Origin of the sequence: Natrinema hispanicum, assembly GCF_004217335.1 — an archaeon.
Lineage (GTDB): Archaea > Halobacteriota > Halobacteria > Halobacteriales > Natrialbaceae > Natrinema > Natrinema hispanicum.
The window spans coordinates 213,303-239,956 of sequence record NZ_SHMP01000007.1 but is presented as its reverse complement, the minus strand read 5'-3'; the positions used below and the strand labels follow the sequence as shown (position 1 = coordinate 239,956).

Sequence of the window (26,654 nt, the reverse complement as noted above, 5' to 3'; positions counted from 1 at the left end):
CTTAATGGTCATTGAGATAACACTTACAACTGATCCAGTACAGTCACTTACCGTGCCAGATTCGCCCTCGATGCCGACCGCGGTCATCCCTAAGCGACTCGGCGACAAGACTGGAATTGCTCGCACAGGAATCTTCCTCGCTGGCGTGGTGCTGGCTGCGGTGGTCGGGAACTTCGCGGCATCACTGGCCGTCGTCGTCACGATCGGCCGCGACGCGGGTGAGGTGGTCACTTTCGTTGCGGGTACTCTCGGGACTGAACTGTCTTTCCTCCTGATCGGGGCGGCCTATCTCCGGGTTGGGTCGTCGTTCCGCCCGTCCGTCCAGATGCTCAAGAGACGGGCCGTTCCCTACCTGATCAGTGGCTTGCTCGCGAGTTTCGCTACGGCGTTTCTCTCGCTCGCGGTCACCGATGCGGTCGTCCCGGCGATCGACCTCTCGCCAGGGTACATGGAGTACAGCAATCTCGGCGAGCCAACTGGTGCAGGGCTGGTTGCCGCAGCAGTCCTGTCACTCGCGGTGATCGGGCCCGTTGAAGAGTTGTTCTTCCGTGGCGTGATCCAGAGTCGGCTTCAGGCAGCGCTCGGTTCCGTGAGTGCTATCAGCATCGCGGGCGCGACGTTCGCGCTGTTCCACGTCTACCCTGTCGCTCTACTCTCGCCACCAGCGATCATTATCAGCCACATGGCGGCATACTACACGCTTATGGGGGCAATCTTCGGTTGGGTGTACTACCGAACAGACACCCTCATTGCACCCGCTCTCGTTCATGGGACGTTCAACGCTACTGTGTTCACGCTCCCGCTGTGGATGTAATGGCAACCCGCACCGTCTCTTGGGAAGGTGAGCGTGTCATAGAATCGGTCACAGGCCAATTCGACTCCGCAGTGTACGGTCGGTATAGGGCAAGCAAGTAACAGAGTACGATTAAATATCTTAGACACACTTTTTTATTCCATTTAGAATGGAGACGGGACACTCCCAAAAAGAAGGTCAAGAAGCATGTAAATCGCCCAGAAAACCCCCCACAGTACGACACCGATTGCTATCCACTTGGGAACGTTCCCTGAGAGACTGGGAGTTTCTGATGGGAAGTACGGCGACAGTGGGTTGTTCGGCTTCTTATCACTCATGCTTAGACCTTGTTTCGAAAACAGTTTAAATCCTCACATTAGTTAATTGACTATAACCTCCATTAGTGTTATCTTCGCACATCTACTCACCGGCTAATTCACTCAAAGGGAGTTGAAACAAATTGCCTGCGAGTCTTTCTATGACAGACTCAAGGTAGCATCCGCGGACACCACGACCGGAAAACGGCACGCACGAACGGGACTGACTCGCCGACATCGACACACTCATGTCCCAGATGGCGTGTCATCAGCGGGAGATCTGAGAGGATAATGGCACCAGACAGTGGTGGAACAATCCAGTTGCGGCGAGAGATCGTGTACCTCAAGTTGGGTACCGTCTCAAAGCGGTCTAGAGTTTCGAGCTGTAGGTGAGTAGACGGTCCAGTAGCGCCTATCTCTAGCGCTCTCTAAACTACGTGCACTCGGTGCACGCCATTCTAACATTGTAATAAGGTGCCACCGCGACTCTCAGCAGCAAACTCGAGGCGGCTTTGCGACGCAACCTACCGATTATCGCTGAGCGGATGAACTAAGTTCACTCACGATATGGGACCAGATAACCCAGATTTTCGCGGGTGTGTGCCCCCATAATGAAGAAATCAGATTGGCCTCGGGATGAGAGATTGATTGGGAATATGATTTTTGCAATTACCAACATTGTTATCCTGACAGGGACTTTCGCTGCAGTTATCGCGTTTTTATCTCGATCCCTCATCATTCTTATTTTCGTCAGACCGCTGGATAAGATCCCTCATAGCCTCATTTCTATTGTCCCTGGTGGAATTCCGTTGTGGCTGTCGATGGGTGTTCCAATCTTCATCACGCTCACCATATTTATTGGATTGCCGTTACTGAATCGTTGGCTACGTGGATTACTCATTCAACGATTTGAATCTGGGACTCATGATCCACCTGCTGACATCCATCAACGGGTCACAATGCTTTCAAAGAGTGCTAATATGCCACCGCCGTCAGTTGCAGTGGTGGACTCAGAGGTTGCGACCGCCTTTACCACCGGTTTACGACCTAACGAAGCACAGATCACCGTCACCTCTGCGCTCATCGATACATTATCTAAATCTGAACTTAACGGGGTTCTAGCGCACGAACTGAGTCATATTAAGAATCGAGATGTTACAATCATGACTGCGGTGATGATCCCTATCGTTGTCGCTGCTGGACTGTGGACAGTTATGACAAACGACACCAGTCATCAACCTGGGCAAGCATACAGACACAGAAACCAGAACACATCACACACATTTGATGGGCTTATCTCAGGAATGTTTGGACTGATCGCTGGCATGTTCTGGGTACTAGCCTGCCTTTGTACGGCTCCGTTTGCGCGATACCGCGAGTTCGCTGCAGATCGAGGTGCCGCCGTTATTACAGGAGAACCAGCAACCATCGCGGCAGCATTAGAGACTATCGATAGCCGAAGTCCGCCTACCGTTGATATGAGGTTAGTCGACATGTCACCGATGGCAATCCTTCCAATCACGGATACTACAGATGTCTGGACAGCAGGATGGGATACACCGTCTGATTGGCTCCCTGAAACATTTCGTGAACAATTGTCAATATACTCACGCACTCACCCAGAGACCAAGGAGAGACTTCGCCGACTTCGGGAACTCGAGAAAACACTCCATGGAACAGATACATCTGGGTCCAATTGATCAGTTAATCTCTCTCTGTTAGTTTGATCCGGACGTCGTCAGTAGTAAACTGCTAGTCGATGGATCGATTGGCCGCGTCAAATGAAAGGCCATTTATTACCACTATATATTTAAAAATTGATTGGATAAAAACAACATATCATTAGATTTTGTCCATCGAGGCTCTGTTGAAATCCTCAGAGAGTTACAGGTTCGTCTAGTAGTCTGACTGGATGGAGTCCCTCCCGAAGTCGCGGTTACTCCGGTTCGTTGAGCAAGCGATGCACTTGGCTCGGCGAGCTGTCGCTCGTTACTCGTCGAAGTTCTCGAAACGGCGGTACACACTTCATCAACACATCGTCCTGCTCTGTCTCAAGGTTCGGAAGAATACGACGTACCGGACGCTTCTGGACGAACTTATCGAGATGCCTCGGATTCGAAGCGTCCTCGATCTTGAGGAACTCCCGTCTCCTTCGACATTGTGTAAGGCGTTTAACCGCCTTGGTATGGCTGTTTGGCAGGTTCTTCTCAATCTCTCAGTCACGCTTCTCCCGAGCAACGGTGTCGTCGGGATCGACGCCTCTGGATTCGACCGCAGTCACGCCTCTAAGCACTACACGAAACGAACGAAGCTGACGATTCAACAGTTGAAAGTTACACTTCTCGTGGACACGAGAGTGAATGCAATCATCGACTTACACGTGACGACGACCAGAAAGCACGACTCGAAGATCGCGCCTTCGCTAATCAGGCGGAATACGGATGACGTAACGATTCTCCTCGGTGACAAGGGATATGACGACCAGAAGATTCGCACGTTAGCCCGTGAAAATGGTGTTCGTCCGGTCATCAAGCATCGAGAATTTTCGTCGCTTCACAAGGCGTGGAACGCTCGGCTGGACGCCGACCTCTACGGTCAACGTAGTCAGAACGAGACGGTGAACTCTCGGCTTAAACGGAAATACGGCGCATTCGTCCGCTCACGGCGCTGGTGGAAGCAGTTCCGCGAACTCGTTGTCGGCTGTCTCACTCACAACATCGACAAGGGACTCTGAACGTGCAATATACTACACATAGTCAGCATCGAACTCGGGTTGTCGGAGCGCGTTGATTGGGAGGAACAGTCTGGACCCCTTATGATCTATTCACATTCCTCTTCATCTGGATCAAATGCTAACATTGTCTGGCCAGCATACACGGTATCACCAACTTCAACAGCGAGATCTTCTTCCGTAAATCGAGGTGGGAGAATAACATCTGCTCGACTTCCAAAAGAGATATGACCGATACGGTCCCCTTTTGAAATTCGATCCCCTTCCTCGATGTACGGGTGTATTCGTCGTGCAAACCACCCTGCGATGAGAATTACACTATAGTCTTCAAAGTCTATTTGCAGTTGTTCGTTGTTCTCAGACTCCTTTGAGAATGCCAGTTTATACGCACCTGGCCGGTGTGTAATCTCATTTACGCGACCAGTAAGTGGAGCACGGTTAACATGAACATTTGTTGCGCTCATGTATACCCCTATTCGGAGCTGACCGCCTTCGTCCCTAACCACCGAGACTGTCCCATCGGCGGGTGAAGCAACGCCAATTGGTGCAATCTGGCGGTCCGGATCACGATAAAACGCTAAAATTGAGGTTGAAAATATGATACCAAATACTGCTGCGAGTGGGGTGATAATCGATGCGAGAACCCCCGCAACAAAAGTTAGTATCGCATATTTCCAACCATCAGGTGCGAACTGAGTTTGCATAAGCGGCTTATATAAATATACGTGTATAGCTCTTCGGTATTGGATGCTTGCCGACCATGTGAAGAAAACATCACCCCACCGACTGTTACTTGGAGTCTCATCCGAATAGTCGTCCTCACAGAGACAATGTCCCTGAAGCGGTATCACAGTCGGACGTTGTCTCGGCTTGCTTTTCTTGAGTCTTCTCTATCTCTCGGTCACGGTCTGCAAGTTCGGTTTTGAGATCCTCGATGTGGTCTTGAGGCGATCAATGCCCGGTCCTACCTAACGGCTGTTTCAGTGGGAAAGATGTCGAGCTAATAGGATTTCAACAGAGCCGAGAGGATAGATGCAGCGAACCGGCTTCGTTTGTTTCACGTCGAAAGAGGTGAACCATCTGGTCACTACACGCACGAGTGTACCCGTGCTTGAGTAGCCAGTCGAACTCCCACCGTCTAGCCCTACGGAAATTTATGTTATTAGAAACTTTTAGAAGTAAGTATGGTGTCACCTCCCCGCATCCACACTCTTCCTCCAGCATGGCGGTTCGCGCTTATCGGTGCGTTAGCCTCGCTACCTGTCATCCCCATTCTAAACCGGCTGCCAAATTCGGAGGCGACTGTCGGCGGTGGTATAATGATAATTGGAGCGTTCATTGCAGGAGTCCTCGCTGCGATCTGCTCGTTAGACCCAAGTGCTGCGGGACTCCGTGCTGGGTTCATTGGTGGCACCCTCGGGCTGCTTATATTCATTGTGACAACAGGGACGACAGCAACATGGTCACTCTCTAGGGTCGTATTTGTCGTCTTCGCCAGTGGGCTGGTAATGGGTGTTGCACCCCTATTCGGTCTCGGATCCGGTCGTGTCGGTGGTTGGGTGGTAAATACCGTTAGATCCCGATAGACGACCAGCGCAGACGCATCGTAATTGCACGCTTCGCACAATCTATCCAGTAGCTGGTAGACAGCGCGTGCAAGATACAGAGCATCAGTGCAGCACGGCAACCGAGTTTGTTTCACGGTAGGTCTAATGAATCAACCGTTCAGTAGAGATGCGAATTGAACGGCGAAGGGAATATACACAAGAGGATAGAATTTACTCAACAGGCAGACATAATATGAATGAAGATTTATTTGTTCGTGTAGTCGGCGGTATTGGGACGATAGCGATTCTACTCGTTGCGGTTACAGTAGGCGCTTTGTTGGGGAATGATCCTGATGAAATGTTTGCTTGGTCAATGATTAGTACAGTCACACTCTCAATAGGTGCGGTTATAATCATCTATCGTTTCGAAGATAAAATAGATTCAATGTAATGAGCGATCGAGAGCATGTACTGACCGATACGTGGTTTCCCTGTACTGACCGATCAAGAGAGTAGCTGAACAACATTCGAGTTAAGAACCATTATGGACTAATGAAATGAGCGGGAGCTAGTGAACTCGTCTATTCCAAGTTCTTAAAACCCAATTGAATCTGCTCCTTGATCAATTATGTCCTGAGCACCGTCTACACTGTCCTCATATAGATCTTCAGTACTATCAATCCCCTTATCAACAAGGACGACCCGGCGATCGGCAAGTGAGAATCGTTGGTTCGAGACGTGCTCGCTGCGACTGACCTGCCGGTCGCGACGGAGTCCGCCAGTGAGGCCCCGCTGCCCGATGATCTGAACTATGACTCGAGGCGGACCTATGCAGGGAACAAAGCCCGAATCGATCGGTTTCGGGCGTCTGAGTCACTATGCTCGAGCAGTTCGTCAACGAACACCGCGAAATCATTCCGGATACCGAAGAGTAACTCGAGTTTGTTCTCAGCCACGCACGTCGTCAATCGAATCGGAGACGTCCTTCATCTTGACGTCGGCGTAGGCCTCGTGAGTAGTCTCGATCGAGTTGTGTCGTAACGCTTCCTGAGCCTTTTCGGACATCCCGCTGGTATAGAGGTCGCGTCCGAGTGCCCGGCGAGCGCCGTGCAGCGTCAGATAGTCGTACTCGCCGTCCGGATCGATCCCGGCTTCGTCGGTGAGCCGTTTCAGCAGTCGGCGAACGCCCTCTTTCGAGATCGACGGCGGCGGAACCTCGTGCTCGCGATGTAGACGGTCAAGCACCTCGGTCTTACCGGCATCACCCCTCTCCTCGAGCGCCCGAGAGACTTCCTTCTCGCCGAGTGCATCCTCGAGCGTGCGCTTTTTCGAGCCGTAGTGACCGGTCGGAAAGACGGGCCACGCCTCGGTCATCGACTCTTGCACCCGGTACCATCGCTTGAGGACATCGTGGACACTCGCAGGAAACGGGGCCTGTTCGTACTCACGGGACTTGCCGTAGACTTTGATCAGCCGTTCGTCGAAATCGACGTCCTTCCACTGGAGGCCGTTTCGTTTATCGTCTTTCGGATCAGCGAACAACTCAGCACCACGCGCCCCCGTGCCATCGAGCATGACGACAATCGCCCGGTCACGGAAGGCTGTATCCGCGTCAGTCCGGATGGTTCCCTCCAGAGCCATGTCCACGCGCTTGGTGGCGTACTCGAGCAACGTCTCGCGGTCCTCGGCGCTCCAGTACTGGCGTTTGCGTTTCCCGTCGTCCTCTGGCAGCGGATCCATCGCAGTGTTCGTATTTGCCGGGTTCGACTCGAGATGTTGTTCTCGCACCGACCAGGAGAGAAAGGCCCGGACGTACGCGAAGTAGTTGTGAGCGGTTGAAGCCGCCAGGTCCTCATCGATTACGACGCGGTCGTAGAGGTGCTCGCTATAACTGCGGACATCGTGGGGTATGAGCTCGTCGACGAACTCGAGATCACGCTCGTCTCGACAGTGGTCAGCGAACTCACGCAGTGGGGAACGCATGGTCGTCTTCGAGCCGTCGGCATTGATCTTATAGCGCAGGTAGCTCTCGATGGCCTCGTGGACGGTCGTACCCCTGGAGGAAGCCCGTCGTTCCGTCGATCCAGACATTCGTATGTGGGGTACAGTGTCGACCCTCGTAAAGTCCCTTGGTTAAACGTGAATTTAACCAAGTGAATAAAATAGGACCTGATACTGGCGTTCGCGGGACTCTCAGGTACTCGAGACGGTCAAACGCACATCCATAAATCACATAGCGCTATAGCTTCTTCGAAGCTGGGTGCCACCACAACTTCGGGATCTCAAATTCTACAAACCACCATACAGCTGACACCCGTTACGATCGTCCTCAGAGAAGCTGTTTGAAAGAGAAACTATTCTTCGTCTTCCGAGGCAACAGCGCTCATAGCGTCCATTCCTTGCTGAATCGGATGCTCTTCGTAGAGTTCTTCGCTTCGCAGAAACCCATCTGAGAGGATGTTATCTTCCATACCGCTCTCGTAGATAATCCTCCAGCCGTGACCTGCTTCGTAGGTCACGGCTGTCACCCAGTCGTAGCCAATGAACATCGCGGTGTCCATAACCATCCCGTGTTCCGGATCAAATTTCGTCGTCTGAGGCATTATTGACTGGATGCTCTCGTGTCGTTCGAGTGAGTCACGCTCAGTATCCTTGAGTGGGCGGTCTGGAAGCGATTCAACAAGGGATCCATCTTGAGCCATACTCCAAGTAGCTCTTGGCGCGTAAATAACCGTTCGGCGTAGGTCCAAATGAGGTGCCCTAATGGGGAGTCTCTCCTTCGGTTTCAGTATCTGGACTGACTGTTAATGGCATCTAACATCACTCCTGCAGTTGATGACGATGCCCCCGCTTTGGCGGGGGCGATCGTCATCCACGCCAAGAAAGTCTGTGAAACAGCTGATCATCTCTGGCGTGTACTTGGAGACGTCTCGATTCCCGTAGATGGACTAACAGACACTCGACAACAGCACAAAGTCTCGTTCGGAACCGAGTCAATGGCACGAGTCTACATCTACCAGGCGATCTACGACCTCGCCCAAAGCGAGGTCGCAGATCGGCTTGAGAACCGTCCAGCACTGCTGAAACAGCTAGGTTTGAACAGGGTGCCGACTCAGCAGAATCTCTCATACGCTTGGAACCAATTCAGCGAGCAGACCAAGACCACGCTTGAGGCCGCTGCGAAGGGAATAGCTCGTGAAGCCCGTGATCACGACGTTATTTCGGAGGCACTCATTCCAATTAACCTGGATGAAAAAGAAGCGAACGACGATAAATCCGATTCGACAGTGTCTCGCGCACACGTGCGCGAGCACGGGAGTAAGGTCGTCGAACTCGCTCGCCGACACGGCTTCGCCGAGTTCGACTCCGATAGAGCCGACAACAGGGTCTATGAGGATGAACAGATCCTTGATCTGTTCTCCAACGCGTGCCTCACGCAGGGGAGCGCTCATTCAGAGGGAGAAGCTGGGTGGTTCCTTGAAGAGAACAAGATCTGTGACGGCTCGACGTTTCTCCGAGTAATCAAGCAGTTTGCGACGCCATCCGACGAGGAAGTAACGCGCTCCGTTCAGGAGTTGCAGATCGAGGATATCGTCGCGTTCACTGAGCTGTATCGAGAGGCTGTGATGGCCTCGTTCAACGCGGCGACCGAAAATATCCTCAAGACGATTCGTCACGAGGATCCCTTCGACGACCGCCACGTCGTGGCGGCCGTCGACTTCACACACGTTCCCTACCACGTCTGGCCGTGGATCGACAAGGACGAGAAAATCCCGAAAGCAGAGTATCCGCCGATGGTCAGCGGGTACAAAGAAGACGGTGAAATCAAGCACGGGTATACGTTCGCGACGATCACGATCGTCGGGAACGATGTCCCAATCATCCTGGGTATCGAGCCAGTCAAGGAACGCTCTGCGTGGGAACCAGAAGATGCGCCAGCCGATTCGAAGGCGGATGTGGTTGACGTACTGCTGGACACAGCCCAGCAGTACGTCGATCTCGACGAAGTGCTCCTAGACCGGGGATTCTACAGTAACGAGGTGTACGCAACGATTCACGACCGCGGGCTTGTGTACATGACGCCAGTGCCGAAGTATGAAGACGATTACGAGGCAATCGGGAAAATCAAGAGCAAAGAAGGAGTTGACGCCGCTGTCAAGAACGATGTTCCGTTCGCCATTGATGGCGAACTCCACCACACCGCAGAGTTCCTGTACGTACCAGCGACTGATGAGGAAGCTGACGGAAGCTATGCCGTGTTCGTGACCAACCGTGATCACGTCGCTCCCGAGGAGATCATACACGTCACCAACAGCTACAGCCGACGCTGGGATATCGAAAATCAGTACAAGTCGGTGAAAGCATTTCTTCCCAAGACGTCCTCGAAGGACTACCGTGTTCGGTTGTTCAGCTTCACGTTCGCAGCATTGTTGTACAATCTCTGGAGGCTTACCGATTACTTGGTGAAGCTCGGAACAGATCGCGAGATCAGATCGCCGCCGGTCGTGACCGCCAGGACATTCGTCCGGACGGTCAGTCAATCACTTCGACAAGGTGGCTAAGCGGAAAGCACTCGGTGTGGCTCGCCTGCGGCAAGCCGCAGGACTCGCGTTCTATCTCCTAAATCGCGTGTTGGACGCTGCTCAGCACATCTTGCTTAGCGAACCAAGAATTGCGACATAGGATTCGAGAGAGTTCTACTCGGATTTTATTTGATTCCTCCGAAGCTCGTTTGTAGACGCTCTACATCCCAGAAGCGTGGGGTGCTGCGAATACCCCAAAATCCGTGCACGAGATTCGCGTCTGTCGGTAGGAATCGATCCCGAATACAGGGCCGATCAAGGAATCACGACCGCCACTCACCACCTGTGAGTGGCGGTCGGGTGGGCGAAAACGGTATAATCAGTCGATTTAGACAGTGATACCTCTCAGGAAGGGCAAGCACGGGGCGGGATCTACAGCAATGCGCTCACCTCCCTCCGGAGGAACGCACGAAACCGCGGGGCAGTCACCCGCGGTTTCGTGCGAAACTCAATGATGTCGATCAACGTCTGGACGAGAAAGTCCACAAGCAACCATAGATCGTACAGTAGAACTGCGAAGCCGAAGTGGAATAACCGGATAGAGAAGTTTGTCGACGTCGTCCACGGTGCGAACTCCTTGATCTTACTATAGGCCGTTTCGATCCCGCCTCGGCGTCTGTAGCGAGTGATTTGCTTTTTCGTCAAGCGACGGTCAAGACCAATCTCGTCGTTTACGTCGAGATTGGTCGCAAATACCTGCATCTCGTCGCAGTCCTCGTCTGGCGGGAGTCCAACCAGCGTCGTCTCAGCTCTGGTGTTGGAGACACCATGTTTTACCGGCCCGTACACCGCGTGCTCGGATTTGACTGTCACTTGCTTTTGTCCCTCTACATCCGTGTCCATGCGCGCGATGAACCGCTTGACGCGGTCATCGCGCGGTGCCGGAATCACGTAGAAAAGGTCTCGCTGTTCGAGTACCGAAAATACGTCCGTGGCGTAGAACTCCCGATCAGCGTAGAGTCGCCGCGTATGAACGCGACAGACGTCGTTGACGTGGTCGACGAGTCGGCGAACGATATCGCCGACTCGGTAACTCCTGTTTTTGCCAGGATAGCTCTCTGGGTCGTGGTAATCAGCGTGCCCGACTGGAAGCATCGCAGCTGCGAAGTGAACGTTGTCTCCAACAACGTTCGCGGTTGCAAACTTGTAGCACCAGTTGTAGGACTTGTCCTTCGGCGCACCCTGGACACGTACGAGTTCCTCACGCTCCCCGTAGAAAGCGACGTAGGTCATGTCGATCGACAGCATGACTGGTGTCTCGAACTCCAAGCGAGGCTTGGCCCGCGTCAAGACGCGGGCCGCGCTTTGGTTGACCATCTCCGCGATTTGTGTCGGTGAAAGGTCCTTGATTGCCTCCAGAAGCGTCTCTCCACTCGGTCCGTCCTCGTAGAAGGGATCGTCGAGATCTGGGTCAGGATTGACGAAATCGCCGTAGGTTTCGGCACCGCCGTTAGCGGCGGTGCCTGTCAGCCCGAGACAGGCCTCCAGCATCAGGAGTTCCTCGTCGTCGTAAACCGGGTCATCAGGCCGGTCAAACTCGAAGGCAGGCAACACGACAGTTTGGAGTTCGTCGAGGAGATCACGTGTTTTCCTCCGAATGAGACGGTTGACTGTGCGCTTCGAGGAGCCTGTTGGCTCCTCCGAAGCGCTGTCTTCGTACGGTGTCCCGATCGGACTACCGCGTTCGGCGGCCAACGCTTGGATCTGACGAGTAGCGGTCTCGATCGTGGATTGGAGGTCCGCAAACCGATTAGTCTGTGCCCGAGAGATCGTGCTTCGTGAAGGTGTGTCGTCGGGATTAAAGCCAAGAGCATCCGCAAGTTGAGGGTCACTGTCGAGCGTCCGATGGAGCCAGCCATCGGACGCGTCTTCGAGTTCCTTCAGGAGAATCGCCCGGAGCATCGGTTCGAACGGTTTAGAGTCGTGCCAATGGGGAATGGGATCAGCACGGCAGTATTGGCTGACGTCGAGGTGAGTGACCAACTCGGCCGCAGAGGTCGTCTTGTCGACGACCTCGGCGGCTTGCTTGGTTAGGGGCAGCCACCCGCCCGAGAGTGGACCGATATCTTGTAGGCGCTCGTCAACTGATCGTTGAGTGCGGCTGTCATCAGCAGCCGCAACACGATCTGACCAGTTGTTTGTCACAGTGGGGGACGAATCGTCCCCCACCGGTCAGTTAATCGATGTTGAGATTCCGTGCACGGATTCTGTCATTCGTAGCTACAGCTGTCAAATCTGAATGGCAGGTTTACATGCCTAATCCACCGAAAACAGCCTCCTCAAGAACGAACAAATCGATTCTCGCTATTCAACCAGCCGACAGGCCACTTCACTCCGCTGCGAGAATACTTTTCTACGTCACGGCTGGTGAACGACCGCCAGTGGGGTGAAAGTAGGAATGGCTGTTAGGTGTGGGTGAAAGTGAAGGCGAAAGTGAAGACGGTCGGTTTGGAAGTCCCAGGTTGGCCGTTTCATCGGCCATACAAGATATCAACGCGCGGATTAATTAGTGTTTGGGAGTACCACACGGTAGTGTTCAGATAAGCTGATTCCATGCGAAGCTGAACGATCTGAGCCACTCGTCGGCGGTTTCTGCTTCGGCGTTGCTAAAACAGTTCGAGAAACAGATAGTTCTGCGTTTTATCTCTCGAAAGACACGCTCGACAGCGTTCCGATTTCCATGTTTCTCGTATCTGAAATCGAGGCCGTGGCGCTGACACGCATCTTGCAACGAGTGCGATCCATCGATGAGAAACACAGCGTCATCGATGTCGTGTTTCTCGGAGAGTTCAGTCAGAAACGAATGAGCGAGAACCTTCGTTGTCGTCGGTTCAAGCTTTGTATGGAGTAATTTGTTCGTCTCAGGGTCGACCGCAGCGTACAGCCAATACTGCTCATCATTAAGTCGGATCACCGTCTCGTCAACCGCGATGTGATCCGGACTTTGCCCCTCTTCGGGCTGTAGATCAGCCTTGTGAACCCAGTTATGAACGGTTGATCGAGCACGTGTGACACCGAATATCTCAAGAATAGATACAGTATTCGAAAGTGAGAGCCCAGCAAGATGGAGCTGAATACTCAGCTTCATCAGCAATCGCGGTGTCGCTTCTCGTTCGACAAAGTCTAAGTTGATCTCGTCTAAACAACCGTTGAGGCGAGCGTTTTCGGGCATAGAGCACTCGGAAAACGCTCCGCCTCACCTTTCAATCCTTATCTGAACACCGCCTACCACACCGAGTGAAACTACGTATCAGTTCTTCTGCATGTGATGGCCTCTGGAATCAACTACCCCAGTACATTGATTTGCTCGCTCGGATGGAAAGCGACCAGATCGACAGACCTCTATCATTTGGTGTCAGATTTATTTAGTTGCAACATCAACTTGTGGATGGGGATGTGGACCATTCGATTACAGCACCACCAACCGGTTAGACATTCCACACCCTCCACACCTTCAGATTAAAGTGTCAGAGGCTACTGTCTCTGAGCCCCACACGTTCTGCAGTGGCCATCATGTTTTTGTAGCTATGATAATCACGTTCCGACGAGGAGGCGTGGCCAAATCATCACCAGCTACTGTTCCGACGGTTCACTCAGTCACTGCCACCTCTTCCTCACACGCCACCAACAGTAGTACCGTGATCCCTACGCCGACTGACTGTCAATAGCCCCCGTTGTTCCGAACGACGGATCCAATTTTGAGAGAAGAAAGGGGAGACGCGATCGCCACTGTGATACCACTGAAACGAAGCGGCAGATTATGATTCCCAGTGACTACGGACTGTTGCTCTCAGCCGCTCCTATGAACGCCTGTCACTCAAGTCGGGACGCGCTCTCGTTGCTGTCGCCGTCTGTATTTGTGCGACCAGTGAGTATCTCAATATCGTATTCGTACCATTCCACCTCGCTATCACTATCTTCTCGGCGAGACACGGTTTCGATATTCGAAGCTTGGGTGAAGAAAATGGCCGCGGCCCAGTTCGCAACAGCATCATTTGACAGTGACTGTAGTGATCCCGTCGCAACGACACTCTGCCACGTACCATCAGAGCCGTACTCGTAGGCAGTCAATGTAACCGTCTCACTGGTCTCGAGGAACTGCTGTTTCTGACTTTCTGACTCGGTTACAAACTGAAGGATGCATCGCTCTGACTCGAGATCGTAGCCATACGAGACCGGGATTCCATAGCCATCGTTGTCTTTTGCGAGAGAAAGAACTCCATGGCCTTGACTAGCAAAGAATTTCTCAGCCATCCTCGAAGAGATCGCATCTCCAATATCGCCCATGTTGATTGTTTGATACTATTGTATTAACATTTCCGATTGACACTTATTGGCTGTCATAGACGGCATTCAGCGGATAGCCGGTCCGACTGATTTGCTCGGATGGGTCACGAAACGTATTGACGAGTTCAACAGCAACCCGATAAAGTCCGGATCCACACCAGAGCCAACTACATCTCATGCCACTTGCGATAGAAACCGATGCTGAACAGCAACAGGAGTACCCCGATTCCCAGATTTCGGAAGAGCGACCCGTAATCCCCGCTGAGATACACTTGTAATATGCCGACGCCGACGAGTATCGCGATGACGAGGATCGATAACACGAGCATCCACGTCGCATCGTCGACCGTATCAGTGCTATTCACGGCTGGATCCACCCCGTCAACGGTGACTGTAGGCGACAGCGGTTGCTCACGATGTCTCTCCTCGAGTCGTCCGCTGAGGTGGTGTGTCTAGTTGACATATGCAGAGTACCGAGGCCGGGGATAAGGAGCGTAGGCGTCAGTGCGTCGTCGCCTCGGGCGAGAGGCCGATTCCCGCCAGCAGGAGGCCGGCAGCGACAATCAACCCGAGGCCGAGTGCCGTGACAATATCGCCGAGTCTGAACATCCAGACGGCTGCAATGATGCTCGCGAGGACCATCGCGACGCCGCTTACGAACAGGGAACTGTTGTACGGCTTGTGTCCATTGTTCTGTGACATGGGTTGGCTCACATGTGGTACAACGGCCCAAACGCGCTAAAGTGGTAACCTGTTGGACAGTATTGTCCGCTCTAGAGGGCACTTCGCGGTTCGAGGTAATAATTGCGAACGGGAGTCTCGAGCCAGACATGGGTTGTTACGGTAGCTCTCCGGTCAGCTGTACCCAGCCCTTGATCAGTTGGTTCACGTTATAGAAGATGACGCCGACGGTGAGAAGCGACGTCGCGAGATAGATGAGAAAGCCAACCGGGCCACCGACCGTGGTCCCGAGGAGGCTGCCGGTAATGCCGACGGCGGTGAGTTCGAACCACGTAACCAGTATTCGCGAGCCGAGTTGCGGGGGTGACTGTTCACGATCGGATCGGCGGCGTTCAACACCGGTACCGGTGCGTTCCTCGTCACGAATCGAGTCGTTCTCGACGGTGCTCGTTCCGTTGCCGTCCGTCTTGTCACGCTTCATCAGTACGATTCCTCCACGTCGATCGGTCCACTGAACGCCGAGTACAGCACGCCGAAGTAGATGAAGATCAGTGGCAAGAGCAGCCCTGCACCGATCGACATGAGATTGAGCGGGACCGTCGAGACGATCGCTGCATCGACGGTCAAGCCAACTGCAGGGTCGATGGTCGGATACATCAGCCCGGCGACGATACTCACGAGACTGAACACGAGCCCGGCAGCAGCGACGAACGCCACGTAGTACCAATCACGGCTCGTCGCCACGGCGTACACGCCGGCGAGAACGAGCGTCAACACGACGAGTGCCACCACGAGCGGCGAGACGAGTGCCGACCGAAGATCCGGGACTCCGACGGCGATGTACGCAAGCGTCAGGACGACTAACACGAGATAGGCACCGAGAGCGCGATAGCCGTCCGCCTGGAGGTCGGCACGGAGCTCGCCCCGCATCTTCAGCCGGAGGAAGGCAACACCGTCAACGACAGTGAGCGCAACGACGGCCAGGCCAACGACGAGACTGGGAAGGGTAATGATGGTCGTCGCGCCGACCAACCAGTTGGCGGTGAACATGCCGAGGAAAAACGGCGCTGCGACGCTGCCGACGATGAACGCGCGGCCCCACCAGCGTTGCCAGTCCTCGTCGTGGCGCTGTTCGTACATCTCTGGGGCGAGTCCGCGGATGATGAGTGCGCCGAGGATCGCGAACATCAGCAGGTAATGACGGCTAAACAGGTTGCCGTAGACGACTGGGAACGACGCAAAGAGCGCACCACCGAAGACGACCAGCCACACCTCGTTGCCGTCCCAGAACGGACCGATCGCGGCCAGTAACTGCTCACGTTCGTGACTGTCTGCACGGGTCGCAAACAGTAATCCGACGCCGAAGTCGAACCCGTCGAGAAACAGGAACATCGCGAAGATGAAAAACACCAGTCCGAACCAGATATCCGCGAGCGGCAAGTCGAACAACGGACCGTTCGCGAGCCAGCCACCGTCAGTCATCAGCGCCCACCTCGTCCGTCGGCGTTTCCGGACGCTCAGTCACCGTGAGGTCAGCCGGTGCTGGCGGGCCGCTACGGACAATTCGGGAGATGACATAGAGATACAACACGAGCAACGCTAGATAGACGACGACGAAGCCGGTCAATGTCGCTGTCGCCTCTGCGCCGGTGAGGTCCGACGAAACGCCGGCGCTTGTCTTCATGACATCTTGAATGATCCACGGCTGGCGGCCGACTTCGGTGACGACCCAGCCGAGATGGACAGCGAGGATGCCAAGCGGTGTCGACGCCATCAGCGCCAGGTGCAGCAGGTCATCCTCGAGGAGTTGGCCACGAATCCAGCGGTAGCCGCCCCAGACGGCCAGGAGGATGAACCAGAACCCGAGGCCAACCATCGCCCGGAACGACCAGAAGACGAGGGCGACGGGTGGCTGTGGGCCTTCGAACTCCTCGAGGCCGCGGATCGTCGCCTGTGGATCGCCGCCGCTGGCGAGCCACGATGCGCCACCTGGGATCCCGATGCCGAAGATGTCCTTCGCCCGGGGATCGAGGAGATTCTCTATACTCGTCGGGAACGCAATGATGTACTCGGGGACGTACGATTCAGTCTCCCAGATGGCTTCCATCGCTGCGAATTTCTGTGGCTGCGTTTCGAACACGTGTCGTGCGTAGAGATCGCCGTGAAGAACCTGCAGCGGCGCGGTGATAATGAGGGCGATGAGCCCGAACTTGAGCGTCGTCTCCCAAAACTCGACGTTCTCGATCGGGTAGCCCCAGATGTGGTGGCGGAACACGAAGTACGCGCCCAGCCCCGCCAGAACGAGCGCCACGGATTCGACGGCGGCGTTTTGCATGTGGACGTACATCCAGAGGAATCGCGGGTTCAGATACGCAGCGAGGGGATCGACGAGCGTAACCACCTGCTGGCCGTTTTCAGAGACCAGTTCGTACCCGCGTGGCGTCTGCATCCAGGAGTTGGCAACCAGGATCCAAACCGCCGAGAGCCAGGTGCCGATACCGACTGCGACCGCCGAGATCATATAGAGGACGTTCCCGACGCGCTGGCGGCCGAAAACGAAGATGCCGAGGAACGTCGCCTCGAGCATGAACGCCATCATCCCCTCGAGGGCAAGCGGCCCGCCAAAGAGGTCGCCCGCGGCCGTCGAAAACACCGCGAAGTTCGTCCCGAACTCGAACTCGAGGACGATGCCCGTAACGGTGCCAACGACGAAACTGATGGCGAAGATCTTCGTCCAGAACCGCCGAAGCTGCTCGTAGATGGGCTTTCCGGTGCGGATATCCTTCCAAGTGAAATAGATGAGGAAGGGCGCGAGCCCCATACTCATCACGGGGAAGATGATGTGGACGATCGTCGTCACCGCAAACTGCAACCGGCTTGCAGCGACGGGCTCAAGCATGGCAGGAACGTGGGAGTAGCGGTTCTGACACGTCTTTTGTGTGGACATACCAGAAAGGGTGTTTTGATTTGTATATTTGTATCATCATTTCTAGGAATGGCGTTAGAACCGAATTTACTTATATGATTTGGCTGTCATACCTAAAACGGCGTTGAACCGAATTACCTGGGCAGAGTAGAGGCACAAACCTCGCACTTCAACACGCTATAGCGCGGAGCCTCCTTCCTCAACAAGCGTCGGAGACGCGAGCAAGGAGGAGAGGAAGCGCGTTCACACCACGGTTAATACACTCGGCAACGTACCCGGTTGATCAAGATATAACGAGATCTTGACTCCACGTCGAAACAATCAGAGGATGCGGCGGGAATTCGGATAACTGCCGCTTCGAGACCGCTCAAAGGCGTATCACAGCACTACACTCATCGATTGAGTTTGGCAGTCGCTAGATTCAGAGTTAGCCAACCCAGTCCGTCGGTCGGACAGCGACTGCACTCTAGGAAAGTGGTTTGTGAACCTTGAAAATACAGATTATGCCCATGATTACCGCAACCGTGAACATCCGAAATTGTTTCTGGTAACGCCAGGCCAGTTCTCTATCCTGTACTTCCCACGGACGTAGAACACATCTCGAGACGAGAGGGTTCCGGAGACAGCTGACGTCTTCAGACACATCTCCAACAGGGTCGCTCGTTTTGAACCGACGACGACCGATCGAGTGACATACAGATAAGTAACCATACCGGGCAAACTGCCGCATTCGTTCGAGATTTCAGTGTGCCATGGAGAGTGGAGCCCTTCTCAGGGGGTGTGAGTCACCTGGGGACACTCGTGTCCGAGGACGTCAGGTGTCCTCGGTGTTCAGTGATTCACCGGGAATGTCGACATCGTCCATAGCAGGATACGGCGTTCCGTGTACTCGAGGCCGTTCTTGGACTCCTAGATGCAGTTTCCCCTCGAGATTGGCATGCTCGCTCAGAAAATCGGCCTTCGCCTACTCAGTCACCGGTGTAAGGGAATGTCAGAACGGGCCAGCGTTTTGGAACCCCACACCGTAACCAGCAGCGCGACGGCCACGCATAGCTTGCGGGTAGTTGCCGAAAGCGGTTACGATGACAGGGCCTCCTCCGTTGCAAGTGATCGCTGGCCGAAGATTGATCCTATAGCACGGTGGCAGTCGATTGTTGCGTCCCACAACGTGACACCTGCCTCTTTGCATCGGCCCACCGCACTCCCCCTCTGTGGTGCCGTGATACTCACCACTTTTCGCGAGAGGGATGTTCCGGGGACCGAGTGCGAACAGCTCGTACAGTCTGGTTGTGCAAAGTGGTTGGAGTACACGCAGACACACCGGATTTCGACTGAATAATACGGCCAAAAAATTAATACTAATAGCGTATAGATATGTGACTGTCGCGTCACTATCGCGCGACGCCCCACCAAATCAAATTGGATGTCTCGGCACCAGCCCCCCATTGGTGCCGTACCTCCGTTTCTCGCAAGACACTCCACACACAGAGTGAAAACCAGTCGCGTAGTCGTCGGTCGGGCACCACTCCTCGTCGCAGCGATCGGCGGAGGTCAACAGACTGCCGCTCGAACACAGCAGGTCGATAAGCTTCCGTTTAGTCGCGTTGTCGATTATGCGCTGCAGTATCTCGTGTTTCTCGATGTCGAGTTCGGCTACCGGCACCCGCTGGAGTGTTCCAAGGGCGTCACAGACGTTTGCCAGCGACCGCTCGCGGATTTCGAGGTCCGACTGTGAGTCGGCATTGGTCTCAGCCAGAGCTTACGACCGCCAGATCGGTGCCGCCTTGGCGCATTCGAGTTGGGATTGCAGCGCGTTGGCTTCCGATTCGGCTTCAACGACAACTCGCTGGTCGATCGACCCACGAACGGCTTTTACTTCTCGAGAGGGCAGAATTTTAAAGTAGATATCAGGACTTATCGTTACTAATGGTCGACAACTTTGTCATTTCGCTCGGTAGTCTCGTGTTCGTGGTGATGGGGTTAATCACATTGAACAAAGGCCGTATGGAGCGGGCCGAAAGCACCCGGATGGAAGAAACCGAGACGACGGCGATCCGCGACCTGAAACCAGGGCCGGTCGAGATCAAGGGGACTGTACACGGGACCGACGACGCGACCCTCCAGCAGTCACCCATCAGCGGGACGGAGGCGGTAGCCACCCATGTCGAGGTCAAGGAGTTGCACTCAGACGGCAATGGTCCGGGCAACTGGCAGACCATCTTCGAGGACCAAACGGCCGAGCCCTTGTTCATCGACGACGGCACCGGCAAGGTACTGGTCGACCTCCCGGAAGACGGCGGGTTGAACCTCGAGCAGGCAGAATGGAAAGTCGAAGCCGGCGACGACCCGCCGGAAGAGATCCGCACGTACGTCGAGAACGAGCCCGAACTCGACCTCCCGGATGGCATCGATATCGGCCCATTGAGCACCGGTGAGCGCCGGCGCTATCTCGAGGGCACACTCGAACCGGGCGAGGACGTCTATCTACTTGGAACCGCTAGGGAGACCGAGGCGGGTTGGGACAATCGCGAGTACGTAATTGACGAACCGACGTCCGACGGTGACTTCATCCTCTCGGACAAGTCGGAGGCCACGCTGATAGAGGAGGGACGGAGTAGTGGTTTTGTCTTCCTAGCCGCTGGCGCGCTCATGATCGCGATTGGACTCGCTTCACTCGTCTCGCCATTCCTGTCGATCTAATTGTGGTTGGGACGCTCCCCCTGCCCCAGGTGTGTGCCTTGCCAGTCTCGGTGCCAGACAGATCGTCACAGAAAATACAGCCAATAAGCATCTGCTGTATTACTTGTCTGCCACGTCAGCGTCGCAGTCCTAAGCGAGCAGCGATTGCTCGAACTGTTCGTAGAGGACACTTGTGTCGTCGCGAGGAACGGAATCAGCTGTGAAAGAGGGCCGAAAGTCCGACCTGTCGGGCAGTCATCCAGTCTGAAAGCCCGTCGCGTTGGTAGGTGTCTCCACGCTGGGGACGAAATCAGTCCTTGGGAACTGGTTGAGCAAACCAGTACCCGTACCCGAACGGTACGATGCCGGTAGTGAAGCCGAGGAACACAGCCAGTATGCCGAAAATAGCCCCGACGACGCCGATTGCGGCGACAAACGCCCCGATCGCCACTAGAGCAGTCCCGATCGAGACGCCAACGAGTTGAAGCCATTGACGCCGAGCTGCAGCAACGCCGGCAACAGTCCCAGCCGCGACGACGAACGCACTCGTCGGACCGGTCACGAATCGGGTGAGTGAGCCGCTCTCAAAGAGGACAGTCCCGATGAGTGCGATCGAAATCGCGAGTGCAGGGATCGTGATCGCTCGTCGAACAGTCAGGGATCGGTCACAAATCGGTCCACGGAATCGGTATGCTAGAAGTCCAATCGCAACCGCGGTGTACCCGCGGCCGACTGGTGTGAGTACAAATCCGGCGAAGATTTTCCCAAGTTGAGCGAGAACTGCACCCTCGCTCTCCGGCGCGACGACGTAGTACTCCCCGTTTTGTTGGTACAGGCCGTATTCAACGGTCAATCCGGTCGCTGTTCCTTCCGCGATTGCTGTCGTGACTTCCGCCGGCGCGTCGTCGACCGGGCGAGCAACGGTTTCGAACACCGTGTCCGGGTCGGTCGGCTGCATTCGAATCGTCGCATTCGTCGTTTCGGATTGCGTCGAGACTGTCCACGTGTAGTAGCTCTCGTTGTACCAGATGTACGGCGACTCGATATCGTCGATGACGATGTCGAGCTCCGGGTCAAGACGACCGGTGTAGGAACCAGTCGCTGCAGCTCTCTGAATCGGTCGCTGGTGTTGTGTCGACGTGCCTGCGATTCGTTCGTCCAGATTGGTCACGTTACTCGCTGCTCGTGTGACTAGTTCGGGGTTCTCCCCGGGTTCGACGGCAGTCGCGGTATACGTAACACTTGCGCCGTCAACGGTGGCGTAAAAGGAGAAACTGAAACCCACACCAACGACGAGGAGCAGTAGTACTGCAACAGTACGGGCTGAGGGGAGGGAGCGGGGCATCTGTTCGATGTTTGTAAAGACCGTTTGACCGTTTGAAACAGTACCGGTGTCGCGCACTTCGATGCGGTCGGCGGCGTCGAACCCGCTGCTTTCTCTGTGTTTCGTCGAGCCGTCGAAGACGCTCACTAGAACAGCCTCGACGGCCGACCGAACCGACGCCAGCCCACCATCCGGAAACGTCTCGGACGTGGTCTGTATGCGCCGCTCGCTCACTCGAGTAACGTGCTCGACGACGACTATTGGCGTTCGACACCAGTGAGCGGATAAAACCCGTCGTGCCGAGTGACTATGCCGACTGGCCGCAAGGGAATCTTAACTCGAGGCAGCGGGCGGGGTCGAGAAGAGGTACTCAGTCAGCACAGTGGTATCCGTCTGTGGATTCAACAGACTGATCAGTTCGGCCATTATGCCTACACCTCCCGATCGACGTCGAACTGGTTGGCTTGCCATTCGAGACGGTCGGTAAGCAACTGTGTACCGCGTGTGGTCAGTTCGTAGCTGTTGGTTCGGCGGTCGATCGATCCTTTCTCGACAAGCCCCATCTCGACTAACGTATTAAGATTTGGGTACAGCCGTCCATGGTTGATTTCTTTGGCGTAGTACTCGGCGATCTCATCTTTGATTCCCAGCCCCTTTTCCGGGCCAACATCGGCGATTATGAACAGCAAATCACGCTGGAATGCAGTCAGTTCCGAGGCGTTCTGTGGCGCACTTCTATCAGTTGTTGCTATATTTCAGATTTTCGTCTATTCAGATATAAACCTCCTCCCAACAGGTGCTTTTCTCGTTTATGAAGACCGAAATACAGATCAACTACTCGTAGATCAGAAAGAAAAGCACCACCGATTATCGCCAATTCTCGAGGCCCAGTATTACGTCGGTCTCGATCGTCACCCACGAAGCGAGTTCGTCGCTATCTGTGTCGTGGGGGACAACTGCTAGTCGTCGGGTCGGTCGTCGTATGCGACCACGACGTGCTCGAGGCGTTCTTCGAGGCAAGCCCGTGGACAGTCGAATCCGACGGCGATTTTGAAGCGATCCCAGACGATAAGTTCGACGAGTACGTAGACCAGCACACGCGGTTCGGCGACTTCGAGGCGATGCAAAAGAAGGCACTCAAAGAGTGGACGGCAAACCAAACCGGATTGTAGAGACAGCAAATAAGCCTGATTTTCTACGCCGAACCCCCAGCGAACGACTCGAGCCCGACCTGATACTCGAGTTCGTCAGCTCGGCGACGCTCGTAGGCGGCCTTCGCTTCGGCTTCCACGTCGATCGCCAGGACATCGGCGTCCGATCCGTACTCGCGTTCGGCGGCGACCGCGACCGGCGCTGCCGGCACACGTCCGCGCTCGCTATGGAGGGATGGCATGACCAGCGCGCTCATGGGTCCCGAAGGTGTGATCGAAGCCGAGTGCGAGTGCGGATGGACCTACGACCGCTCGCTCGAGGCCGACGACGAGCTGACCGTCGACGACAATCGGGAGATCGCCGAACGTGTCGTGCGCTCACATCGCTACAAGTGCAACGCGACCGGCGAGGACTGGGGCGAGACGGAAGACGGCAGGTTGTCGATGCCGAGAAGTGAATAGCGACTAGCGATTTCCGACAGTATTTTCGCTCGAAGTTGCGAATCGACAGCCTGCGGCGTGCTCGAGGCCACGCCGTGTTTCTGCGTTCGGACAGGCGAAGTGATCTATCAGTGCGGCGCTAACCAGCGGTTACTCCGGCCATGGCCCTGATTAGACGGTACACCATCGCTGCCGGGCAAATTGGGCGCTCGAGGACAGTCGGCAGTCAGACCCCCGCCACGCTTATCCCGGGTCCAAGGCGTTCGACAATCGCCATGAAAGCACTCGCCTATGGAATTGTGATTGGGTTCGGCAGCGTAGTGGTGGAAATAGGCGTTCGAGCGCTCCGACAGTGGCTCGAGCGCCGTCGCGGTGGTTAACGGTGGTATGGTGGGTATCGACTGGTAGCGCGACCGGCCAGCAAGCCGGTTTTCTACAGGCTGAGTAGGGCGAGTGCCTCGGGGCTTGTCCCCGAGGTACTTCACCAACCTTCCCCGAGATCACACGTCGACAGAGGCCACTTTCCGAATATGCAGCCGTCTTGGAAGGCGTCAACAACGTCGGGCCGGCCACGTCGAAGGCGATTGCCCGCGAGTACGAGACACTCGAGGGGTTGCGTGCGAGCGACCGGGAGCGACTGGAAGGTGTCTACGGTGTTGGCCTATTGTGTATTAATTCGTCTATTATCGAGAAGTCGAGGCCCCGTTCAATTCTGGTCCATGAGTAGACTTACCTACAGCTGTTTCACCAAATCGCGACTCAAACAAACCATCGGAGAAGCTATTGTAGCTCTTCGACGAGCGCAGTCACTGCTTCGTCAACAAGATCACTGTCAAGGCAGCCCTGCCAGAAGTCGATGTCCTCGTGATCTATCGATTGGACGCCCCACGGGACGATCCGACTCTCATCCGGCATCCCACCACGAAGCCAACGCTCTTCAGGGATGTCGATGAGGCCGTCCATCCAGGATTTCGACGTCAACGTTAACGCGATATACTGGTCGCCGTGGAACGGACGGCCTTCGTGGTTCGAGAGGATCAGCCAGGGCCGAGCGTCTTCCTCGCCTTTGAATGGATCATCACCGTAGACGACGTCGCCCCGCTCGAAAATCGGTGTCTCTTCGTCGGTCACTGTTCGTCCTCGACGCTTGGGTGGGGTTCCTGCGGTGCGTGCTCGCGCCACGCTTCCTTGTCCTCTGGACCGAGTTGGTCGTTGAACAGAGCCGTTGCTCGTTCGTACCCGCTGTATCCGTCGAGACGCTCAGCGTCGTCAGTCACTGCCCAGTACGTCGCCTTGTGTTCGACCAGACCACGGTCTTTCAACCGTGAGAGCGCGGTGCTGACTGCGCCCTCGTCGACGCCGATCTGGGAGGCGATTTCGCGGGCCTTGAACGCCCGATCCTGGTTGGCGGCGAGAAATCCGAGGACTTGATCAGGCACGGAGAGTTCTTCGAGTTCGTCTTCACTCGTGTTCTCGAAGGTGTCTCGGTCGATGGACATCGTTGAATGGGGGTACGTCATCCGCTGTAAAGAGTGTTAGGAGTGAAAGCTACGAAAACAGAGAAGGAGAAATCACTATTGACCACGAAGCGGTTCGAGAAATCTATGCATTGAGACGGCTAGCTGGGGTCTTATAGAACGGGCGTCACACCTACTGTGCGGGCATCCTAATTCGATAAGTACAGGGAACGCACATATCGCGATGGACAGTGACCTTTCAGAAATTAGCCAGAAACGTAGTTCAGGACTTAGAGCGTGAGTTCAGCGATTGGTTTGTAGATCCATCAGACAGCTGCCGAAGCTATCACACAAGAAAGGTTTTGTCCATGCCCAGTACTATCGCTAGTTGTCCACTCTGGCTAAGCGGCCAGCTGGCTAACACGTAGTGATGAAGGAAGCGGGTGAATCAGAAATCTGATTCATCCGCTGTCCGGATCCGCACCTGATGAACCTTCCAAAACTCAAGCAGGTACTTACTGATCCAGACGAGTTCATTTCGAACCGGCAACTCAAGGCTCTTTCTCTGGAGCTCCTCCTGTTGATTCCGATGCCGGGAATCGAGGGCTCGCCCCTCGATCCCGGCGATATCATGGAAGTCGTTCTTCGAGCCGCCGCTGGGACAACCTCTGTCAACGGCGTCACGACCAATACAGAGGAAACGCCCAATAGAGAACCCGTCATGGATTGGCTCCACACGCTCCAAAAAGACCCGATTCTAGACGCCGTCAACGATATTCTCGCTACGCTGGCGATGACGGTTCTCGACCGCCACAGGTCGAGAACCGTCTGTATCGACTTCATGGACAACCCCTTCCACGGAAATCCCAGCAGTGACGGCGAGATCAGACGGATGTCTGCTCGGGACGGGACTACCCAGTGTCATCGCTACTGCACAGCGTTCGTGATTGCGCAGGGAAAGCCGCTGACACTCGCGGTTGAACCGGTTGCTGGCGAAGATAGCAAGGCCGACGCGGTCGAGCGCCTGCTCGCCCGCGTCGAGACGTATCCATTCGAGATCGACCGAATTCTCATGGATCGAGACGCCTACGTCGGGAAGCTGATTGGCGTCCTTCGAGAAAGTGCACCGCCAGTCTTCCCGGTCAAGACCGGGAAGGCGTCGATCCGAAAGAAGCTCTCCGTAACGGCGTCATACATGACCGAAGAGACGATTTGTGAGGGGAAAGAGCACGAACAGACGTTTCCGATGGCAGTGAACGTTACCTACCAGAACGGTGACCGTGGAAAGTCTGGCGTGAAGGCGACCGGATACGCGGCGTACGGTCTGGAAGACCGGACGCCGACGCAGGTTGCGACGATCTACAACAAGCGGTCACAGATCGAAAAGAGCTACGAGAAGTTCCGTGAAGCGCGTGCAGTGACGACAACACCGTCAACGACGATTCGCCTCTTCTACGTGGGTGTCGGGTTCTTGTTAGAGCAGTTGTGGCTGGTATTACAGTGGGCCGTGCTCGCCCGGCCACGCCGTGGCGGGCGAGCACTTCCCGTTGAGTTCACGTTCGGAGATGCGTTTCTCCACGGGGTCGTCCGGGAGTTAGACCGCGATCTGGGATGGAAAGAGAAGCATCGGACGAACGGTACCGGATTGCCACCTGGATGTGATCACGGACTCGGCTAAGCCGCCTCGCTTCTGACGAAGCGAGGTCGGCTACTAGCGTCCGCTATCTTTCTCGTCGT

General features: G+C 55.1%; 29 protein-coding genes. 11 read left to right on the top strand and 18 right to left on the bottom strand.

The features are described from left to right. Positions 1–52 precede the first annotated feature (52 nt). Complete coding sequence (locus tag BDK88_RS17725) at positions 53–814, top strand: CPBP family intramembrane glutamic endopeptidase (RefSeq protein ID WP_207225314.1); 762 nt, start codon at positions 53–55, stop codon at positions 812–814. A 143-nt stretch (positions 815–957) separates the two neighbouring features. Here BDK88_RS17725 and BDK88_RS21350 read toward each other — a convergent pair whose 3' ends face one another. Further along, positions 958–1,131, bottom strand: a complete 174-nt coding sequence (locus BDK88_RS21350; RefSeq protein ID WP_165396993.1) for a hypothetical protein — start codon at positions 1,129–1,131, stop codon at positions 958–960. Between the two features lie 590 nt (positions 1,132–1,721). On the opposite strand from BDK88_RS21350, the gene BDK88_RS17720 reads away from it, so the two are divergent. Both BDK88_RS17720 and BDK88_RS17715 read left to right on the top strand, forming a co-directional pair. Beyond that, the gene (locus BDK88_RS17720; protein WP_130501521.1) at positions 1,722–2,810 is read left to right on the top strand and encodes a M48 family metalloprotease; all 1,089 of its coding nucleotides are present in this window, start codon (positions 1,722–1,724) and stop codon (positions 2,808–2,810) included. A gap of 212 nt (positions 2,811–3,022) precedes the next feature. Beyond that, entirely contained in the window at positions 3,023–3,844 is an 822-nt protein-coding gene (locus BDK88_RS17715) for an IS5 family transposase (protein ID WP_130501520.1), read from the top strand. 86 nt (positions 3,845–3,930) lie between these two features. Here the strand turns inward: BDK88_RS17715 and BDK88_RS17710 are convergent, their stop codons facing one another. Continuing rightward, positions 3,931–4,545 carry a protein sorting system archaetidylserine decarboxylase gene (locus BDK88_RS17710; RefSeq protein WP_130501519.1) on the bottom strand — a complete coding sequence of 205 codons (615 nt, stop codon included), beginning with the start codon at positions 4,543–4,545 and terminating at the stop codon, positions 3,931–3,933. Between the two features lie 480 nt (positions 4,546–5,025). On the opposite strand from BDK88_RS17710, the gene BDK88_RS17705 reads away from it, so the two are divergent. Together BDK88_RS17705 and BDK88_RS17700 are read left to right on the top strand one after the other, a co-directional pair. Next, positions 5,026–5,427: a DUF5518 domain-containing protein gene (locus tag BDK88_RS17705; protein ID WP_130501518.1), complete on the top strand. Its 402-nt coding sequence runs from the start codon at positions 5,026–5,028 to the stop codon at positions 5,425–5,427. Between the two features lie 214 nt (positions 5,428–5,641). After that, entirely contained in the window at positions 5,642–5,839 is a 198-nt protein-coding gene (locus tag BDK88_RS17700; RefSeq protein WP_130501517.1) for a hypothetical protein, read from the top strand. Between the two features lie 497 nt (positions 5,840–6,336). On the opposite strand, the gene BDK88_RS17690 is transcribed toward BDK88_RS17700, so the two are convergent. Together BDK88_RS17690 and BDK88_RS17685 are read right to left on the bottom strand one after the other, a co-directional pair. Then, a complete protein-coding gene (locus tag BDK88_RS17690) occupies positions 6,337–7,479 on the bottom strand; it encodes a tyrosine-type recombinase/integrase (RefSeq protein WP_130501515.1) in 1,143 nt (380 codons plus the stop codon). Between the two features lie 263 nt (positions 7,480–7,742). Then, the gene (locus BDK88_RS17685) at positions 7,743–8,090 is read right to left on the bottom strand and encodes a hypothetical protein (protein WP_015298774.1); all 348 of its coding nucleotides are present in this window, start codon (positions 8,088–8,090) and stop codon (positions 7,743–7,745) included. 105 nt (positions 8,091–8,195) lie between these two features. Here BDK88_RS17685 and BDK88_RS17680 point away from each other — a divergent pair, with 105 nt between their 5' ends. Further along, the gene (locus tag BDK88_RS17680; RefSeq protein ID WP_130501514.1) at positions 8,196–9,950 is read left to right on the top strand and encodes a transposase; all 1,755 of its coding nucleotides are present in this window, start codon (positions 8,196–8,198) and stop codon (positions 9,948–9,950) included. Between the two features lie 393 nt (positions 9,951–10,343). Here BDK88_RS17680 and BDK88_RS17675 read toward each other — a convergent pair whose 3' ends face one another. From BDK88_RS17675 to BDK88_RS17640, 8 genes are all read right to left on the bottom strand, one after another. Beyond that, positions 10,344–12,116: a transposase gene (locus BDK88_RS17675; protein WP_242611701.1), complete on the bottom strand. Its 1,773-nt coding sequence runs from the start codon at positions 12,114–12,116 to the stop codon at positions 10,344–10,346. 391 nt (positions 12,117–12,507) lie between these two features. Then, on the bottom strand, positions 12,508–13,143 hold the full coding sequence (locus tag BDK88_RS17670) for an IS6 family transposase (RefSeq protein ID WP_130501513.1): 636 nt from the start codon (positions 13,141–13,143) through the stop codon (positions 12,508–12,510). Positions 13,144–13,784: 641 nt separating this feature from the next. Then, a complete protein-coding gene (locus BDK88_RS17665) occupies positions 13,785–14,258 on the bottom strand; it encodes a pyridoxamine 5'-phosphate oxidase family protein (RefSeq protein ID WP_130501512.1) in 474 nt (157 codons plus the stop codon). 167 nt (positions 14,259–14,425) lie between these two features. After that, complete coding sequence (locus BDK88_RS17660; protein WP_130501511.1) at positions 14,426–14,623, bottom strand: hypothetical protein; 198 nt, start codon at positions 14,621–14,623, stop codon at positions 14,426–14,428. Between the two features lie 136 nt (positions 14,624–14,759). Next, the gene (locus BDK88_RS17655) at positions 14,760–14,960 is read right to left on the bottom strand and encodes a hypothetical protein (RefSeq protein ID WP_008015488.1); all 201 of its coding nucleotides are present in this window, start codon (positions 14,958–14,960) and stop codon (positions 14,760–14,762) included. Between the two features lie 136 nt (positions 14,961–15,096). Further along, positions 15,097–15,420: a hypothetical protein gene (locus tag BDK88_RS17650; protein ID WP_008015489.1), complete on the bottom strand. Its 324-nt coding sequence runs from the start codon at positions 15,418–15,420 to the stop codon at positions 15,097–15,099. Then, on the bottom strand, positions 15,420–16,421 hold the full coding sequence (locus BDK88_RS17645) for a cytochrome d ubiquinol oxidase subunit II (protein ID WP_130501510.1): 1,002 nt from the start codon (positions 16,419–16,421) through the stop codon (positions 15,420–15,422). The genes BDK88_RS17650 and BDK88_RS17645 overlap by 1 nt, the downstream gene beginning before the upstream one ends. Then, positions 16,414–17,838 carry a cytochrome ubiquinol oxidase subunit I gene (locus BDK88_RS17640; RefSeq protein WP_130501560.1) on the bottom strand — a complete coding sequence of 475 codons (1,425 nt, stop codon included), beginning with the start codon at positions 17,836–17,838 and terminating at the stop codon, positions 16,414–16,416. Before BDK88_RS17640 ends, BDK88_RS17645 begins: the two co-directional genes overlap by 8 nt. Before the next feature lie 1,953 nt (positions 17,839–19,791). Here BDK88_RS17640 and BDK88_RS17635 point away from each other — a divergent pair. Continuing rightward, on the top strand, positions 19,792–20,565 hold the full coding sequence (locus tag BDK88_RS17635; RefSeq protein WP_130501509.1) for a GIDE domain-containing protein: 774 nt from the start codon (positions 19,792–19,794) through the stop codon (positions 20,563–20,565). On the opposite strand, the gene BDK88_RS22555 is transcribed toward BDK88_RS17635, so the two are convergent. The 3 genes from BDK88_RS22555 to BDK88_RS17620 all read right to left on the bottom strand — a co-directional run bounded on the left by BDK88_RS22555 (position 20,513) and on the right by BDK88_RS17620 (position 22,620). Next, positions 20,513–20,656 carry a DUF7558 family protein gene (locus tag BDK88_RS22555; protein WP_449406709.1) on the bottom strand — a complete coding sequence of 48 codons (144 nt, stop codon included), beginning with the start codon at positions 20,654–20,656 and terminating at the stop codon, positions 20,513–20,515. The genes BDK88_RS17635 and BDK88_RS22555 overlap by 53 nt on opposite strands. Positions 20,657–20,854: 198 nt before the next feature. Beyond that, the gene (locus BDK88_RS17630) at positions 20,855–21,889 is read right to left on the bottom strand and encodes a hypothetical protein (RefSeq protein ID WP_130501559.1); all 1,035 of its coding nucleotides are present in this window, start codon (positions 21,887–21,889) and stop codon (positions 20,855–20,857) included. Positions 21,890–22,299: 410 nt separating this feature from the next. Beyond that, a complete protein-coding gene (locus tag BDK88_RS17620) occupies positions 22,300–22,620 on the bottom strand; it encodes a helix-turn-helix transcriptional regulator (protein WP_130501508.1) in 321 nt (106 codons plus the stop codon). 243 nt (positions 22,621–22,863) lie between these two features. Here BDK88_RS17620 and BDK88_RS21345 point away from each other — a divergent pair, with 243 nt between their 5' ends. Next, the gene (locus BDK88_RS21345; RefSeq protein ID WP_165396992.1) at positions 22,864–23,040 is read left to right on the top strand and encodes a hypothetical protein; all 177 of its coding nucleotides are present in this window, start codon (positions 22,864–22,866) and stop codon (positions 23,038–23,040) included. 23 nt (positions 23,041–23,063) lie between these two features. Here BDK88_RS21345 and BDK88_RS17615 read toward each other — a convergent pair whose 3' ends face one another. Further along, the gene (locus BDK88_RS17615) at positions 23,064–23,261 is read right to left on the bottom strand and encodes a hypothetical protein (protein ID WP_130501507.1); all 198 of its coding nucleotides are present in this window, start codon (positions 23,259–23,261) and stop codon (positions 23,064–23,066) included. Between BDK88_RS17615 and BDK88_RS17610 the strand changes: the two genes are divergently transcribed. Further along, on the top strand, positions 23,260–23,481 hold the full coding sequence (locus BDK88_RS17610; protein WP_130501506.1) for a hypothetical protein: 222 nt from the start codon (positions 23,260–23,262) through the stop codon (positions 23,479–23,481). The two genes, BDK88_RS17615 and BDK88_RS17610, sit on opposite strands and share 2 nt — an antisense overlap. Before the next feature lie 520 nt (positions 23,482–24,001). Continuing rightward, positions 24,002–24,187 (top strand): helix-hairpin-helix domain-containing protein, encoded by a 186-nt coding sequence (locus tag BDK88_RS22145; protein WP_277613487.1) that lies wholly within the window; start codon positions 24,002–24,004, stop codon positions 24,185–24,187. Positions 24,188–24,240: 53 nt separating this feature from the next. Here the strand turns inward: BDK88_RS22145 and BDK88_RS17600 are convergent, their stop codons facing one another. After that, the gene (locus BDK88_RS17600; protein WP_130501505.1) at positions 24,241–24,591 is read right to left on the bottom strand and encodes a type II toxin-antitoxin system PemK/MazF family toxin; all 351 of its coding nucleotides are present in this window, start codon (positions 24,589–24,591) and stop codon (positions 24,241–24,243) included. Continuing rightward, positions 24,588–24,959 (bottom strand): MarR family transcriptional regulator, encoded by a 372-nt coding sequence (locus tag BDK88_RS17595; RefSeq protein ID WP_130501504.1) that lies wholly within the window; start codon positions 24,957–24,959, stop codon positions 24,588–24,590. Before BDK88_RS17595 ends, BDK88_RS17600 begins: the two co-directional genes overlap by 4 nt. A 445-nt stretch (positions 24,960–25,404) precedes the next feature. Here BDK88_RS17595 and BDK88_RS17590 point away from each other — a divergent pair, with 445 nt between their 5' ends. After that, positions 25,405–26,595 carry an ISH3 family transposase gene (locus BDK88_RS17590; protein WP_130501460.1) on the top strand — a complete coding sequence of 397 codons (1,191 nt, stop codon included), beginning with the start codon at positions 25,405–25,407 and terminating at the stop codon, positions 26,593–26,595. Positions 26,596–26,654: the final 59 nt, after the last annotated feature.